General features: G+C 70.4%; 14 protein-coding genes. 10 read left to right on the plus strand and 4 right to left on the minus strand.

Annotated elements, in window-relative coordinates; all coding sequences use genetic code 11:
• Window positions 1-45 precede the first annotated feature (45 nt).
• On the minus strand, window positions 46-723 hold the full coding sequence (locus ACTEI_RS00595; RefSeq protein WP_122975843.1) for a S1 family peptidase: 678 nt from the start codon (window positions 721-723) through the stop codon (window positions 46-48).
• Window positions 724-1,001: 278 nt separating this feature from the next.
• On the opposite strand from ACTEI_RS00595, the gene purS reads away from it, so the two are divergent.
• The 3 genes from purS to purL are packed head-to-tail and all read left to right on the plus strand — an operon-like array spanning window position 1,002 to window position 4,422.
• Window positions 1,002-1,256 carry a phosphoribosylformylglycinamidine synthase subunit PurS gene (gene purS, locus ACTEI_RS00600; RefSeq protein WP_122975844.1) on the plus strand — a complete coding sequence of 85 codons (255 nt, stop codon included), beginning with the start codon at window positions 1,002-1,004 and terminating at the stop codon, window positions 1,254-1,256.
• Window positions 1,253-1,963 carry a phosphoribosylformylglycinamidine synthase subunit PurQ gene (gene purQ, locus ACTEI_RS00605; protein ID WP_122975845.1) on the plus strand — a complete coding sequence of 237 codons (711 nt, stop codon included), beginning with the start codon at window positions 1,253-1,255 and terminating at the stop codon, window positions 1,961-1,963. Before purS ends, purQ begins: the two co-directional genes overlap by 4 nt.
• A 41-nt stretch (window positions 1,964-2,004) precedes the next feature.
• The gene (purL, locus tag ACTEI_RS00610; RefSeq protein ID WP_239082731.1) at window positions 2,005-4,422 is read left to right on the plus strand and encodes a phosphoribosylformylglycinamidine synthase subunit PurL; all 2,418 of its coding nucleotides are present in this window, start codon (window positions 2,005-2,007) and stop codon (window positions 4,420-4,422) included.
• A gap of 116 nt (window positions 4,423-4,538) precedes the next feature.
• Here purL and ACTEI_RS00615 read toward each other — a convergent pair whose 3' ends face one another.
• Window positions 4,539-6,221, minus strand: coding sequence for a carboxypeptidase-like regulatory domain-containing protein (locus ACTEI_RS00615; protein WP_164465804.1), 1,683 nt, complete (start codon window positions 6,219-6,221; stop codon window positions 4,539-4,541).
• Between the two features lie 309 nt (window positions 6,222-6,530).
• On the opposite strand from ACTEI_RS00615, the gene ACTEI_RS00620 reads away from it, so the two are divergent.
• The 5 genes from ACTEI_RS00620 (at window position 6,531) to amcA (ending at window position 11,372) form a co-directional block, all read left to right on the plus strand.
• A complete protein-coding gene (locus ACTEI_RS00620) occupies window positions 6,531-6,893 on the plus strand; it encodes a sterol carrier family protein (protein ID WP_122981842.1) in 363 nt (120 codons plus the stop codon).
• 130 nt (window positions 6,894-7,023) lie between these two features.
• The gene (gene purF / locus ACTEI_RS00625) at window positions 7,024-8,631 is read left to right on the plus strand and encodes an amidophosphoribosyltransferase (protein ID WP_122975848.1); all 1,608 of its coding nucleotides are present in this window, start codon (window positions 7,024-7,026) and stop codon (window positions 8,629-8,631) included.
• A 52-nt stretch (window positions 8,632-8,683) separates the two neighbouring features.
• Window positions 8,684-9,832, plus strand: a complete 1,149-nt coding sequence (gene purM, locus ACTEI_RS00630) for a phosphoribosylformylglycinamidine cyclo-ligase (protein ID WP_122975849.1) — start codon at window positions 8,684-8,686, stop codon at window positions 9,830-9,832.
• A gap of 237 nt (window positions 9,833-10,069) precedes the next feature.
• On the plus strand, window positions 10,070-11,176 hold the full coding sequence (gene amcB, locus ACTEI_RS00635; RefSeq protein ID WP_282958888.1) for a cyclophane-forming radical SAM peptide maturase AmcB: 1,107 nt from the start codon (window positions 10,070-10,072) through the stop codon (window positions 11,174-11,176).
• Window positions 11,145-11,372: a multiple cyclophane-containing RiPP AmcA gene (gene amcA / locus ACTEI_RS00640; RefSeq protein WP_122975851.1), complete on the plus strand. Its 228-nt coding sequence runs from the start codon at window positions 11,145-11,147 to the stop codon at window positions 11,370-11,372. Before amcB ends, amcA begins: the two co-directional genes overlap by 32 nt.
• 121 nt (window positions 11,373-11,493) lie before the next feature.
• Here amcA and ACTEI_RS00645 read toward each other — a convergent pair whose 3' ends face one another.
• Together ACTEI_RS00645 and ACTEI_RS00650 are read right to left on the minus strand one after the other, a co-directional pair.
• Window positions 11,494-11,709, minus strand: coding sequence for a DUF3073 domain-containing protein (locus tag ACTEI_RS00645; RefSeq protein WP_122975852.1), 216 nt, complete (start codon window positions 11,707-11,709; stop codon window positions 11,494-11,496).
• 181 nt (window positions 11,710-11,890) lie between these two features.
• Complete coding sequence (locus ACTEI_RS00650) at window positions 11,891-12,970, minus strand: Glu/Leu/Phe/Val family dehydrogenase (RefSeq protein WP_122975853.1); 1,080 nt, start codon at window positions 12,968-12,970, stop codon at window positions 11,891-11,893.
• A gap of 153 nt (window positions 12,971-13,123) precedes the next feature.
• Between ACTEI_RS00650 and ACTEI_RS00655 the strand changes: the two genes are divergently transcribed.
• Window positions 13,124-13,963 carry a DUF8083 family protein gene (locus ACTEI_RS00655; protein WP_122975854.1) on the plus strand — a complete coding sequence of 280 codons (840 nt, stop codon included), beginning with the start codon at window positions 13,124-13,126 and terminating at the stop codon, window positions 13,961-13,963.
• A gap of 281 nt (window positions 13,964-14,244) precedes the next feature.
• Window positions 14,245-14,454: a BldC family transcriptional regulator gene (locus ACTEI_RS00660; RefSeq protein WP_014687221.1), complete on the plus strand. Its 210-nt coding sequence runs from the start codon at window positions 14,245-14,247 to the stop codon at window positions 14,452-14,454.
• Window positions 14,455-14,720 lie beyond the last annotated feature (266 nt).

Genomic DNA, 14,720 nt, shown 5'->3' on the forward strand with positions numbered 1-14,720 from the left:
CGGGTGGCCCGTGCCGGGCTCGGCACGGGCCACCCGTCGGCGGGATCAGACGCCGGCGACGGACGTGATCCAGGCGCGGTTGTAGGCCACGCTGCCGTAGTACTGCCGGCTGGTGCCGTCGGCGGTGGAGGCGACACCGACCTGGGCGCCGTTGTAGACCTGCGGCCCGCCGGAGTCGCCGCGCCACGCGTTGCCGTTGAGCCTGCTGCTGGCGATCGCCCGGCCGCCGTACGCGTCGGTCGCGTTGGTCGAGGTGACCTGGACCGTCGCGGTCTTCAGGGTGGTGGCGGCGTCACAGCCGGAGTAGCAGGTCATGCCCCACCCGTAGATCGAGTTGGTGGAGCCGACCGGCGGGTACGAGCTGGACAGTGGCATGTAGGTGGTGGACACCGCGCTGCTCAGGCGCATCAGGGCCAGGTCGTTGCGGGTGCTGGTGCTGCTGACCGTACGGGTGACGCCGCCGGACGTCCGATTGACGCTGCCGACCCGGACCGACATGGTGCCGCTGATGCAATGCCGCGCGGTGAGCACGTAGTTCGCCGAGATGATGGTGCCCGAGCAGGTGAAGCTGCCGTTGCTGAACACCGCCGCGGCCCATGGCGCCGAGGACACCGTGCTGCCGCCGATGATGTAGGGCGTGACGTCGTCGGCGTGGGCGGCGGCGGGGACCGCGAGCCCGGCGGCGAGGCTGGCGAGAGTCGCGGCCATGAGTCGAATGCGCACGTCGGATTCCTTTCGAGGGATGCCGGGGGGATGGCGCGCGCTGTTGTTAATCGAATTCGATGGATAAAACGTAGGGGTCGGCCGACGGGTCGCCCACCTTCCAATCCACCCCTATCACCATGTGATGGCCCTCTCCGGGGCGGCAGGATCGACCGGTGTGGCCGGGAGACCGCCAGTTCAGTGAGGTTTGCGTCGGGCGGCCGACACCGGCCGATGGGTTCCGGACAGGTTTGACCAGGTAGGCTTCGCGTGCTTACACCTATCAGTCAGGAGTGCCCGTGGCTCGCGTCGTGGTCGACGTCATGCTCAAGCCGGAGATCCTGGACCCGCAGGGTCAGGCGGTGGCGAATGCCCTGCCCCGGCTCGGCGTCACCGATGTCTCCTCTGTCCGCATCGGCCGTCGGATCGAGATCGATTTCGCTGGCGAACCCGACCTGGATCGGGCTCGTGAGATCGCCGACAAGCTGCTCGCCAACCCCGTGATCGAGGACTTCGACATCCGGGTCGTCCAGGATGCGGCGGAGGTCGCCTGACCATGCGGATCGGTGTGGTCACCTTCCCCGGATCGCTCGACGACGGGGACGCCGCCCGCGCCGCCCGGATCGCCGGAGCCGAGGCGGTCCGCCTCTGGCACGGCGACCCGGATCTGCGCGGGGTCGACGCCGTGGTGTTGCCCGGCGGCTTCTCGTACGGCGACTACCTGCGCTGTGGCGCCATCGCGCGATTCGCTCCGGTCATGGAGTCGATCATCGACGCGGCCCGTGGCGGCCTGCCCGTGCTGGGCATCTGCAACGGTTTCCAGGTCCTCTGCGAGGCACACCTGCTGCCCGGCGCGCTGACCCGGAACCAGCACCTGCACTTCCGTAACCGGGACCAGTGGCTCAAGGTCGAGGCGACGAACACCGCCTGGACCAACCGGTTCACGCCCGGCCAGGAGATTCTCATCCCGGTGAAGAACGGCGAGGGCTGTTTCGTCGCCGACCCGAAGACGCTGGATGCGCTGGAGGCGGAGGGCCGCGTGGTCGCGCGCTACATCCGCGGCAACCCCAACGGCTCGCAGCGCGACATCGCCGGGATCACCAACGAGGCCGGCAACGTCGTCGGCATCATGCCGCACCCGGAACACGCCGTGGAGGCGCTGACCGGCCCGTCGCTCGACGGCCTCGGCTTCTTCACCTCCGTCCTGCGGGCCCTGGCAGGGGCGACCGCGGACGGTCAGCTCGCAGGGGGACAGCAGTGACGACGCAGCAAGACAAGACCGGTTTCGCTGCGACCGACGTACTGGCCAACGAGTTCCAGGACGGGCCGGACACCGTCGCCAAGGCCGAGCAGACGCCGGACGAGCTGCAGCCGTTCGCCGATCTGGGCCTCAAGGACGACGAGTACGCGAAGATCCGCGACATCCTCGGCCGCCGCCCCACCGCGTCCGAGCTGGCGATGTATTCGATCATGTGGAGTGAGCACTGCTCGTACAAGTCGAGCAAGGTGCACCTGCGTGAGTTCGTGGCCAAGGTCCCGAAGAACACCCGGATGCTGGCCGGCATCGGCGAGAACGCCGGCGTCGTCCAGGTCTCCGACGACCTGGCGGTCACCTTCAAGGTCGAGTCGCACAACCACCCCAGCTACGTCGAGCCGTACCAGGGCGCGGCCACCGGCGTCGGCGGCATCGTCCGGGACATCCTGGCGATGGGCGCCCGCCCGATCGCGGTGATGGACCCGCTGCGATTCGGTGCGGCCGACCATCCGGACACCGCCCGCGTGCTGCCCGGCGTGGTGGCCGGCATCGGCGGCTACGGCAACTGCCTGGGCCTGCCGAACATCGGGGGCGAGATCGTCTTCGACCCGTGCTACCAGGGCAACCCGCTGGTCAACGCGCTGAGCATCGGCGTGCTGCCGGTCGAGCGGTTGCAGAAGAAGGAAGCCACCGGCGCCGGCAACGTCGTCGTGCTCCTGGGTGCCCGCACCGGCCGGGACGGCATCGGCGGTGTCTCCGTGCTCGCGTCCGCCACCTTCGACGAGGAGGCCGAGCAGCGCCGCCCGTCGGTGCAGGTCGGCGACCCGTTCATGGAGAAGCTGCTGATCGAGAGCTGCCTGGAGCTGTACGACGCCGGCCTGGTCACCGGCATCCAGGACCTCGGCGGCGCCGGCCTCACCTGCGCCCTCACCGAGACCGCCGCGGCGGCCGGCACCGGTATGCGGGTCTGGCTGGAGCGGGTCCCGCTGCGTGAGGCGTCGATGTCGCCGACCGAGATCCTGGCCAGCGAGTCGCAGGAGCGCATGCTCCTGATCGTCACCCCGGAGAACCTGGACGCGGTGCTCAAGGTCGCCGAGAAGTGGGGCGTCTGGGCCACCGCGATCGGCGAGGTCACCCCGGCCGCCGAGGACGGCTCCCCGGGCCGCCTGGTGATCACCTGGAACGACCACGTCGTGGTGGACGTGCCGCCCGGCTCGCTCGCCGACGACGGCCCGGTCTACGAGCGGCCGCTGCGCGAGCCGTCCGACATGATCCTGCTGCAGGCCGACCGGGCCGAGACGCTGCCGCGTCCGTCGACCGGCGACGAGCTGCGGGACACCGTGCTGCGGATGATCGCGTCGCCGAACCTGTGCGACAAGAGCTGGGTCACCGAGCAGTACGACCGCTACGTGCTCGGCAACACCGTGCTGGCCCAGCCGGAGGACTCCGGTGTGCTGCGGCTCGACGAGGAGACGAACCTCGGCGTGGCGCTGTCGGTGGACGGCAACGGCCGGTTCGCGCGACTCGACCCGTACGAGGGCGCCAAGCTGGCGCTGGCCGAGGCGTACCGGAATGTCGCCGTCACCGGCGCCGAGCCGATCGCGGTCACCGACTGCCTGAACTTCGGCTCGCCGGAGGACCCCGCCGTGATGTGGCAGTTCGCTCAGGCCGTGCGCGGTCTGGCGGACGGCTGCCAGCAGCTGGGCACCCCGGTCACCGGTGGCAACGTCAGCTTCTACAACCAGACCGGCGCCGCGGCGATCCACCCGACCCCGGTGGTCGGCGTGATGGGCCTGTTCGACGACGTCACCCGGCGCATCCCGATGGGCTTCGCGCCGCCCGCCAAGACCGGCGGTGACCTGCTCTTCCTGCTCGGCGAGACGCGGGCGGAGCTGTCCGGCTCGGAGTGGGCCTGGGTGACCCACGGCCACCTCGGTGGTCGTCCGCCCAAGGTCGACCTGGCCGCCGAGCAGGCGCTCGGCAAGGTGATGGCCCGGGCGTCGCAGACCGGCCTGGTCAGCGCGGCGCACGACCTCTCCGACGGCGGCCTGGCCCAGGTTCTGGTGGAGAGCTGCCTGCGGTACAACGTCGGCGCCAAGGTGACCTTCCCGGCCGGTGGCGAGTCGGCGTTCGTCCAGCTGTTCAGCGAGTCGGCGGGGCGGGCCCTGGTGGCCGTGCCGCGCGGCCACGAGAAGGCGTTCGTCGCGCTGGCGGCCGAGCTGGGTGTCCCGTGCGCCCAGATCGGGGTCACGTCCGAGGAGGCGGCGCTGCAGGTCACCGACCAGTTCACGATCCCGCTGGACGAGCTGCGCGCGGCGTACTCGGCGACCCTGCCGAAGCTGTTCGGCGGGCCGGCCGAGCCGGCCGCGGCGGAGTCGGAGGCCGAGGTGGGCGAGATCCGCTCGGTGACCCTGGAGCTGATCGAGCCGAGGGCGCAGGAGCCGGGCGGACCCGTCCAGTCCTGATCAAGCGCGCGTGAAGGCCGGCCGGGGATCTCCCCGGCCGGCCTTCACACTTTCCCGGCTCGAAGAAAAAAGGCCCCGCGCACGATGCGCGGGGCCTTTCCGACAGCTGCTGGAGGTCAGCCCTCCCAGTCGCGGTTACGGCGGTCCGGATCCTGCCCGTACGCCCCGCCGCGCTGGTCGTAGCCACCCTGGGTGCCGTAGCCACCCTGGTCGTAGCCCGCGCCCTGGGCGCCACCGTGCTGGTCGTACCCCTGGGTGCCGTAGCCGCCCTGGTCGTACCCGCCCTGACCGGCGTACCCACCGGGCTGGGCGTAACCGCCCTGCTCGTAGCCGCCGCCGTAGTTACCGCCCTGCGGGCCGTACCCGTCGCCGTTGCCGCCCTGGTCGCCCCACCCGGCGCCACTCTGGCCGGGGTAGCCGCCACCCTGCTCGTACCCGCCCTGGCCGGCGCCGTAGCCGCCGCCGTAACCGGCCTGGTCGTCGTACCCGCCGTTGCCCGGCTGGTACATGCTGGTGTGCTCGTCGTAACGCTGCGCGGGCTGTTCCGGCTGGTACATGCTGGTGTGCTCGTCGTACCGCTGGGTGCCGTTGTCGTAGCCGCCGGCCTGCTGCGCGCCGTACGTGCCGGTCGCGCCGCCGAAGTTGTCACCGGCCCCGGCGCCGTAACCGCCGCCGCCCTGGTTGTCCCACTGGCCGTTGTCGGCTCCGAGGAAGCCGCCCTGCGGGGGGATCGGGGCGCCGTACGGGTCGGGGAACTCGTCCTCGACCGGCGGCCGGTGGATCATCGTGGGCGCGTCGCTCAGACGTGCGGCACCGGCGCCCATGCCGGCTCCGGCGACCATCGTCGCGTCGTTGCCGCGACCGGCGCCGACCGGCGCGGCCACCCGGGTCGCGTCGTCGCCGTACCGGCCCGGGCCGGACGAGGACGGGCCCGGTCCGGCGCCCAGGCCGAGGCCGCCGTCGGAGTCGTCGTTGTTCGCGGCGTTCTTGCGGCGCAGCCAGACCAGGACCATCGCGCCGACACCGGCCGCGACCAGCAGGCCACCCATGATGATCAGCAGCCAGGAGCTGCCGCCGCTGTCCTCCGAGGCGCTCTTCGTGTCGCCGGCCAGCGTGTTCGTCTGGTTGGTGGGCGCCTCGTCGGTGGGCTCCTCCTCCTCGAGGGCCTCGTCGGTCGCCGCGGTGCTGGCCGAGGCGCTGGCCGACGCGCTCGGCGTGGCCGACGGGGATGCGGCCAGCGCCTTCAGCGTGACGGTCGCGGTGACGCTCTTGCCGACGACGCCCTTGACCGTGGTCCGGGCGGCCTTGTAGCCGTCCATGGTCGCGCCGACCGTGATCGAGCCCGCCGCGATCGGCGCGCCGTCCGACGACGTGAACGCGAACTCGCCGTTGCCGTTGGTGCTGGTGCTGTACTGGTGGCCGGCGCTGTCCCGCATGCCGACGGTCGCCCCGGCGAGCCGGGTGCCGTCACCGGCCTTGACCTTGCCGGAGACCTGCCGGACGGTCGTCTCCTTCGGCGCTTCCGGGCCCTTGACCGTGATGGTCGCGCTCTGTGAGGTGCTCTGGCCGTCCGTCGAGGCGGACACCTGGAAGGTGACCTGCTGCGACTGCCCCTGGCCGACCGACGGCAGGACGATCGTCGCGGAGAACGAGCTGCTCTTGCCCGGCTCGATCTTCACGGTCTTGTCGCCGCAACCGCTGTTGCACGACCCGCCGCTCAGGCTGGCCGACACGGTGGTGTCGGTGACCGCGTCGCCGGTTCCGCCGGTGGGCCCCGGGTTACCAACCGTGTATTGCACGGTTACAGTACTTCCGGAGTCGCCACTCGACGGTGCTGAGATCTTCACGGAGGGTGCGTCTGCCAGAGCAGCCGTCTGCACACCGGCCACCAGGCCGGCGACCAGGGCCAGGAACGCACCGGCCTGAGTTGCCCGGCCTCGTAGGTGCGTCGTCACGTCCACCGCCTTCCGTGTCGCGCGGTCCCCGGTTCTGCGCCGGTCAGATCTCCCGCGACTTGTACGCCGTCGGCAACTATGCCTTGTCGCACGTCTTTTGCGCGACCCAGGGGCGTGTGCCGTTGTCGGCGAACCGAGTCGTATCGTCCCGACATGTCTCCTGCGCACAATAAATCCGAGTCGGTGTCCGGGGCGTTGGACGCGCTGGACGGCGGCGCCGAACCTGACCGCGCGGTACTGCGTGATGCGGTCCGAGCACTGCTGACCGAGTTGTCCCGCCGTGCTCCTGGCCGTTCGGTGGAGGTGCGAATTCCACCTTTCGGTGCGATTCAGTGCGTGCCCGGTCCGCGGCACACCCGCGGCACACCGCCCAATGTGGTGGAAACGGATCCGGTGACCTGGCTACTCGTGGCCACCGGTCGCCTGGCCTGGGCGGAAGCGGTCCGGGACGGGCGCCTGCGGGCCAGCGGGATCCGGACCGATCTCACCGAGTACCTGCCGCTGACCCCGGAATGAGCCCGGGCCGGGCGCCTCTGGGCTCGCGTACACTGGGCGGTCGGAGCGAGCGGAGTTGAGGCAGACCACCACTTCGGATGGGTCAGCGCTTCGAGCAGTTCGTGCGGATCCGACATGAGGGAGCGAGCAGGTGCCCCGAGGCGACGGCCGATTGACCGACGATCTCGACCCCCAGGAACGCGGCCCCCAGGATGCCTGTGGCGTCTTCGGCGTCTGGGCCCCCGAGGAAGAGGTTGCCAAACTCACGTACTTCGGACTCTACGCACTGCAGCACCGGGGCCAGGAGGCCGCCGGCATCGCGGTGAGCGACGGCTCCGGAGTCGTGGTCTACAAGGACGTCGGCCTGGTCTCCCAGGTCTTCGACGAGCCCACCCTGGCGAGCCTGCGCGGACACCTGGCCATCGGCCACGCGCGGTACTCGACCACCGGGGGGTCCAACTGGGAGAACGCGCAGCCCACCATCCGCGCCACCACGGCCGGCACGACGATCGCGCTGGCGCACAACGGCAACCTGGTGAACACCGCCGAGCTGGCCAAGGAGGTCGCCGACCGCGGCCTCGAGGTCGGTGACGCCACCTCGGACACCGCGCTGGTCACCACGCTGCTGGCCGGCCGCCCCGACATCTCGGTCGAGGCCGCCGCGCTGGAGGTGCTGCCCACCCTGCGCGGCGCGTTCAGCTTCGTCTTCATGGACGAGCACACGCTCTACGCCGCCCGCGACCCGCAGGGCGTGCGCCCGCTGGTGCTGGGCCGGATGGAGCGCGGCTGGGTGGTCGCCAGCGAGACCGCCGCCCTGGACATCACCGGCGCCAACTTCGTCCGTGAGGTCGAGCCCGGCGAGATCATCGCGATCGACGAGCACGGCCTGCGGTCCTCGCGGTTCGCCGCGCCGGAGCCCAAGGGCTGCCTCTTCGAGTACGTGTACCTGGCCCGCCCGGACACCACGATCGCCGGCCGCAACATCTACGCCGCCCGGGTCGAGGTGGGCCGCAAGCTGGCCGCCGAGCACCCGGCCGAGGCGGATCTGGTGATCGGCGTGCCGGAGTCCGGCATCCCGGCCGCGATCGGGTACGCGGAGGCCTCCGGCATCCCGTACAGCGCCGGCTTCATGAAGAACGCGTACGTCGGCCGGACCTTCATCCAGCCGTCGCAGACCATCCGCCAGCTCGGCATCCGGCTCAAGCTGAACCCGCTGCGCGAGGTGGTCCGCGGCAAGCGGATCGTGGTGATCGACGATTCGATCGTGCGCGGCAACACCCAGCGTGCCCAGATCCGGATGCTGCGCGAGGCCGGCGCCCTCGAGGTGCATGTCCGGATCTCGTCGCCGCCGGTGAAATGGCCGTGCTTCTACGGCATCGACTTCGCCACCCGAGCCGAGCTGATCGCCAACGGTCTGGAGATCGACGGCATCCGCCGCTCGATCGGCGCCGACAGCCTCGGTTACGTCTCGCTGGACGGCCTGGTCCAGGCGACCGAGCAGCCGAAGACCCGGCTGTGCATGGCGTGTTTCGACGGGCAGTACCCGATCGAGCTGCCGGCCGCCGATCTGATCGGCAAGCACGTGCTGGAGGGTGTCGGTCGCCGCGCCGGCATGCCGGGCGCCTCGGAGCAGGCGGCCGAGGCCGCTGTCACCGGGCTGGAGGCCGGCTACGAGGCCCGTGAGCATCCGGACGACCACGCGGCACCGGCGCCGCTGGTCGCCAGTCCGGGCGGCGCGAACGCGCTGCACCACCCGTGACCTGATCAACTGTGACTCTGCCAGTTCCTGCAGAACCGCTAAGGGGAGAACCGTGACGCACGTGTCCGAGCGCAGTGCCGGATCGAACGGCGCTGAGGGCGCCGACCGACAGCTGTGGACGGCTGGCGCCGGCCGCGGGCCGCGTAAGCGCTCCGCGACGTACGCGGACGCGGGTGTCTCGATCCACGCCGGTGACCGGGCCGTCGAGCTGCTCAAGTCCAAGGTGAAGAAGACCACCCGGCCCGAGGTGATGGGTGACCTGGGCGGCTTCTCCGGCCTGTTCCGGCTGAACACCGCGAAGTACTCCAGCCCGATCCTCGCCTCGTCCACCGACGGCGTGGGCACCAAGCTGGTCATCGCCCAGCAGCTCGACATCCACGACACCATCGGCATCGACCTGGTCGCCATGGTCGTCGACGACCTGGTGGCCTGCGGCGCCGAGCCGCTGTTCCTGCTCGACTACATCGCCTGCGGCGAGGTCGTGCCGGACAAGGTCGCCGAGATCGGCGCCGGCATCGCGGACGGCTGCCGGTACGCCGGTTGTGCCCTGCTCGGTGGCGAGACGGCCGAGCACCCGGGTGTGCTGCGCCCGGACGAGTACGACGTCTCGGCCACCGGCGTCGGCGTCGTCGAGGAGAGCGAGATCCTCGGCAAGGAGCGGGTCGAGGTGGGTGACGCGGTGATCGCGATGCGCTCGTCCGGTCTGCACTCGAACGGGTACTCGCTGGTCCGGCACGTGCTGCTGGGCGCGGGCCGGATGCGCCTGGACACCGTGGTGGACGACTTCGGTACCTCGCGCACCCTGGGCGAGGAGCTGCTCACCCCGACGAAGATCTACGCCAAGGACTGCCTCGGCCTGATCGAGGAGACCGACGTCCGGGCGTTCTCGCACGTGACCGGCGGCGGCATCCCGGGCAACCTGGTCCGCATCCTGCCGGAGCACGTGGACGCGGTGGTAGACCGTTCCACCTGGCGCCCGCAGCCCATCTTCGACCTGATCCAGGCCAAGGGCCGGATCGAGGACTCGGAGATGGAGGCCACCTTCAACATGGGCGTCGGCATGTTCGCGATCGTCTCCGCCGACGACGCGGACCGCGCGATGGCCTACCTGACCGGTCGCGGCGTCGAGGCCTGGCAGGTCGGCGAGGTCCTGGAGGGCACCGGCCAGGTGCAGATGATGGGCTCGTACACCCGGGGCTGACCCATTGTGGTGATCATGTCCGCAACAGCGCGTGACAATGGCTGTGAGGCGGTTATGAGATCCATCGCCACCTGATCGCGAGTCTGGCTCGCCATAGGTCGCCCGTGGAATGATCCGTGTGTGCCGATGTCCGGCACATACGGATCTTTCGCGTGAGTGGTGGACCGCGAGGCCTAGCCTGGCCCTGTGTCACAGGTGCCGGACAGGAGGTGCGCGATGGCGGGCGCGTGGAGCGGGATGCGAGGCATCTCGACGCAGCCGGATTACGTAGTCATGCAGCCGACTACACTCTGTAATCTCGCCTGCAATTACTGTTACCTGCCCTTCCGGCGGGACAATCGCAAGATGCCGGTCGCCGTGGCCGAGGCGGTGGCTGCGGAGGTCGCCAGCTACGCCCGTACCGGAAGGTTCTCCGTGGTGTGGCACGGCGGCGAGCCGCTCGCCGCGGGCCGGGACCACCTGGCCGCGCTGTTCGCGCCGTTCGGCGCCGGTGTGGAACACCACGTGCAGACGAACGCGACGCTGATCAACGATGCCTGGTGCGACTTCTTCGAGGCGTACCGGGTCCGGGTCAGCGTGAGCGTGGACGGGCCGCGCGGGCGCAACGGCGACCGGGTGGACCGCGGCGGCAAGCCCGCGTACGACCTGATCGCCAAGGGGATCGGTGCGCTGCGCCGGCACCGGATCCCGTTCTCCACCCTGTGCGTGGTCTCCGACCCGGCTCCCGGCGTGGCCACCGAGCTGTACGACTTCTTCCTCGACCTGGGGTGCGAGGTGCTCGGCATCAACGTGGAGGAGCAGGAGGGGGTGAACCTCCGGCTGAACCGGCACGATCCGGGCGCGGTGAGCGCGTTCTGGGCCGAGCTGGTCGGCGCCTGGCGCCGGACGCCCCGGATTCACCTGCGCGAGGTGGAGTGGACGCTGCGGTACGCCGCGGCGGTCCTCGACGGCACCGCGGACAGCCTGCTGCCCCGCCAGCTGGACCCGATCCCGACCATCGCGCACGACGGCTCCGTGGTGCTGCTCTCGCCCGAGCTGGCCGGCTTCCACGATTCGCGGTACGGCGACTTCGCCAGTGGCAACGTGCTGACCACCCCGCTGCGGCGGATCCTGGCGGACGCCGGAGCGACCACACCGTGGATCGGCGAGTTCCTGAGCGGGGTCGAGGCGTGCCGGCAGAGCTGCCCGTACTTCGGCTTCTGTGGCGGGGCACACGCGGCCAACCGTTACTTCGAGCACGGCAGGTTCGACGTCACCGAGACGAACCACTGCCGGAACAGCAAGATTCGCCTATTGGAGGGAGTGCTGGATCATGCCCGAGATCACGAAGCCACGGCTGTCTGACGGCGTGGAGGCGGATCCGGTGACCGCGCGGGTGCACGACACCCGAGACGGGCTCGCCTCGCTCATCGCGGAAGCGGAGGAGGCTCGCCGGCAGCGCGTCGAGCACGCACCGCAGGATGGCGGCACGGCGGTCTGCGCCTGGAACCACTTCGAGAACATTCCTACGTTCTACAACTGGAACAACCGGCCACGCTGACGCGAGGCTTGGTCGAAGCCCACGCGGACGGAGCCCGCGTGGGCTTCAGTGCAACCGTAGGAGTTGGTTGACCGCGACACACGGAAGCACGCGGTCAACCGCGTGCTCTGTGCAATACGGGTCAGCGCCGCCTTGTTGGCGACCAGGTGTCCTGGTCGTCTTCAGCGTCGTCCTCGTCATCATCGACGAACTCGTCGTTGTCGTCGTCGAAGTGACGGTCCGGCTGGCGGGCTCCCGCCAGTTCGCGCTGCAAGGCGGTGAGGTCGGTGTTCGGGGAGTGATACTTCAACTCCCGGGCCACCTTCGTCTGCTTGGCCTTAGCACGGCCGCGCCCCATGGCTCGACCCCCTCGCACAGAATTCGGGGCAGCCCGAAGGCGGGCCCCGATGACGTCAGGCATCTCTCGTGGGTCTTACGGTACATGGACGACGGCGCGTTCGGCACCTCGGGTTGCGTGTGACACTGCCGCGCGTCGCGGTTTGCCTCTTTCCTCGTCGCGCGGCAGGTCCGGAACGCCTCTAGCGGAGGTAGATGGAGCGCAGCCGGCCGACGTCCGCCATGCGGCGTTCGGCCAGCCGGTCGGCGGCCACCGCGGGCGGCACGCCCTCGTCCCCGGCGAGCTGCAGGATGCGCCGGGTGGTGTCGAAGATGCCGGTCGCCCGCAGCTTCGCCCGCTCGAAGTTGAAGCCCTCGATCTCGTCGGCCACCTGGATCACGCCGCCGGCGTTCACCACGTAGTCCGGCGTGTAGAGGATCCCGCGGTCCTCCAGCAGCTTGCTGATGCCCGGGTGGGCGAGCTGGTTGTTGGCCGCGCCGGTGACCACCTTGGCGCGCAGCACCGGGACCGTCTCGTCGCTCAGCGCGCCACCCAGCGCGCACGGCGCGTAGACGTCGAGGTCCGAGGTGATCAGGGTTTCGGTGTCCGGCACCAGGTGGATCTGCGGGTGGTTGGTGCGGGCCCACTCCAGGGCGGCCGGGCTGACGTCGGTGGCGACCACCGTGGCGCCGTCCTCCAGCAGGTGCCCGGTCAGGTACTTGCCGACCTTGCCGAGGCCGGCGACGCCCACCGTGCGCCCGGCCAGCGTCGGGCTGCCCCAGGTGTGCTCGGCGGCGGCCCGCATGCCCTGGAAGACGCCCCAGGCGGTGAGCACCGAGGAGTCCCCGGCGCCGCCGTGCTGGACGCTGCGGCCGGTGACGTAGCGCGTCTCGCGGGCGATCACGTCCATGTCCGGCACGTACGTGCCGACGTCGCAGGCGGTGTAGTAGCGGCCGTGCAGGGACTCGACGAACCGCCCGTACGCCCGCAGCAGCGCCTCGGTCTTGATCGTGGCCGGGTCGCCCCAGATCACCGCCTTGCCGCCGCCCAGGTCGAGACCGGCGAGGGCGTTCTTGTACGCCATGCCGCGGGAGAGCTTGAGCACGTCGGCCAGTGCGGCCTCCTCGTTCTCGTACGGGTAGAACCGCGTGCCGCCGAGCGCCGGCCCGAGGGCCGTCGAGTAGATCCCGATGATCGCCTTCAGGCCGGTGACCCGGTCCTGGCAGAAGACGACCTGTTCGTGCCCGGTGGCCTCATTGCCGTCGGTGTCGAACACACCCATCGTTCCCTCTCCTGTTTCTCCTGTGTGGGCCTTCGTGGGGCCCTGCGACCCGGCGGGGTAGGCCGGACAGTGCGAGCGTAGTCGTGCGAATGGCACGGCGATTACGCCCGCGCGGGAAGTTCCGTGCCGACGATTTCGTGAAAGGATCGCGCCGTGCCGTCACTGTTCGCGTCCTACCTACGGATCTACGAGCCACTGACCGCCTTCGACCGGGAGCGGCAGGTCTTCTGGCGCCGGTACGCCAAGGAGGGCCGGGATCTGGGGCCGATCGAGGGGCCGGCCCGGCAGCGCGCCGCCGTGCTGGAGGCGCTCGGCGCGGGCTGGACCAGGTTGCCCGACCTGCCCGACGAGGCGTACGTCCTGGAGTGGGACAACGCCCTGCTGATCTGTCCGTGGAACCTGCGCCTGCGGGTGGCCGAGGCGGCGCTGAGCGCCCGCGACGGCGTGCCCGCGGTGCTGGCCGACGCCTTTGTCCCGCCGGTGCTGGCCGGGCAGGCCAAGGCGGTGGTGGAGGACTGGCGCAGCGGGGCCCGGGTGCTGGAGCAGGGCGTGCCCCGGGTGCACGAGCAGATCGCCACCTGGGGCGTGCCGCTGCGCTGGTTCACCTTCGTCGACCTGGAGGAGCGCGACATCGCGCTGACCGGTCGCCGGCGCACGCTGCGTTACCGCACGGAGATCTCCAAGGCGCGCCGCCGCGCGCACCGGGCGGTCTCGGTGCTGCGCAAGTCGCTGGGCGACGCCCCGATCACCGAGGCGGTCGAGGAGGGCACCCGCTGGCTGGAGGAGTTCCACCCGCGCTCGGTGGTGGAGCTGGACTACGGCGGCCTGGTCAACCTCCTGCCGGAGGACAGGCTGCGGGAGGACGACTCACCCGGACTGGTGGCCGCCGGACTGTCGGCGCTCTCGCGTGGCGACGCCGAGGCGGCCAGTGAGGCGTACGAGAAGCTGGTCGCCAGGTGGCGAGTTGTCCAGCTTCTGGAGCGGAGCAACTGACCGGCGAAAACCGGGCAAACCGGGGCCTTTATCCCCCGCCGGGAGCGCTCCCGAGGCGAGCACTCTTCGTGATCACTGCCAGGCGAAGCGTGATAATCGGACTAAACGCGACACTATCTGGCGTAGAAAACGGGTAAAAATCGGGCATGCTTCATCCGTCTATCTGGGGACGTTCGTCCGTTCGGCCCATGTCGGACATCGGGGACTAGCCGGACCATGAGAGACGCACCGGCCGGCGGGACCCCGGCCGATGTTTTTAGGTACCTGTGGAGGAGTGACCGATGGCATCGCGTACGCACGATCCTGAGCCGCTACTAACGCCGGCCGAGGTGGCGTCGATGTTCCGAGTCGACCCGAAGACCGTCACCCGGTGGGCGAAGGCGGGCAAGCTCAGCGCTATTCGCACGCTGGGTGGCCACCGCCGCTACCGGGAGTCGGAGGTTCGTGCCCTGCTGCAGGGGCAGATTCCCACGCAGCGTCAGGGTGACTGACCGGTTCGACCTAGATCGTTGCAAGGGGCGTGCGCTGGGGAAGGCGTAACGCCCCTTCTTCGTGCCACCGATTCTCCAGTTTCCTCGATCAACGATCCACCGCCGATCAGGAAACGATCACCCCACCGGCACCCGATCGGGGACCGGTCACCCATCGGGTGCGGCGAGCAGGAATCCGGGCACCGCGAGCGCGGCGAGAATCCGGGCACCGGGTGCGCGGCGAGCAGGAACCGACCGCCGGGTGCGCGGCGAGCAGGAACCGACCG

It is taken from the genome of Actinoplanes teichomyceticus ATCC 31121 (assembly GCF_003711105.1).
In the GTDB taxonomy this organism is placed as follows: domain Bacteria; phylum Actinomycetota; class Actinomycetes; order Mycobacteriales; family Micromonosporaceae; genus Actinoplanes; species Actinoplanes teichomyceticus.

What these genes read in the sequence shown, in the direction of transcription:
- amcB (WP_282958888.1), top strand. Translation starts at nt 10,070, where the DNA reads ATGCGAGGCATCTCGACGCAGCCGGATTACGTAGTCATGCAGCCGACT.
- ACTEI_RS00660 (WP_014687221.1), top strand. Translation starts at nt 14,245, where the DNA reads ATGGCATCGCGTACGCACGATCCTGAGCCGCTACTAACGCCGGCCGAG.
- ACTEI_RS00645 (WP_122975852.1), bottom strand. Translation starts at nt 11,709, where the DNA reads ATGGGGCGCGGCCGTGCTAAGGCCAAGCAGACGAAGGTGGCCCGGGAG.
- ACTEI_RS00650 (WP_122975853.1), bottom strand. Translation starts at nt 12,970, where the DNA reads ATGGGTGTGTTCGACACCGACGGCAATGAGGCCACCGGGCACGAACAG.
- ACTEI_RS00620 (WP_122981842.1), top strand. Translation starts at nt 6,531, where the DNA reads ATGTCTCCTGCGCACAATAAATCCGAGTCGGTGTCCGGGGCGTTGGAC.
- amcA (WP_122975851.1), top strand. Translation starts at nt 11,145, where the DNA reads ATGCCCGAGATCACGAAGCCACGGCTGTCTGACGGCGTGGAGGCGGAT.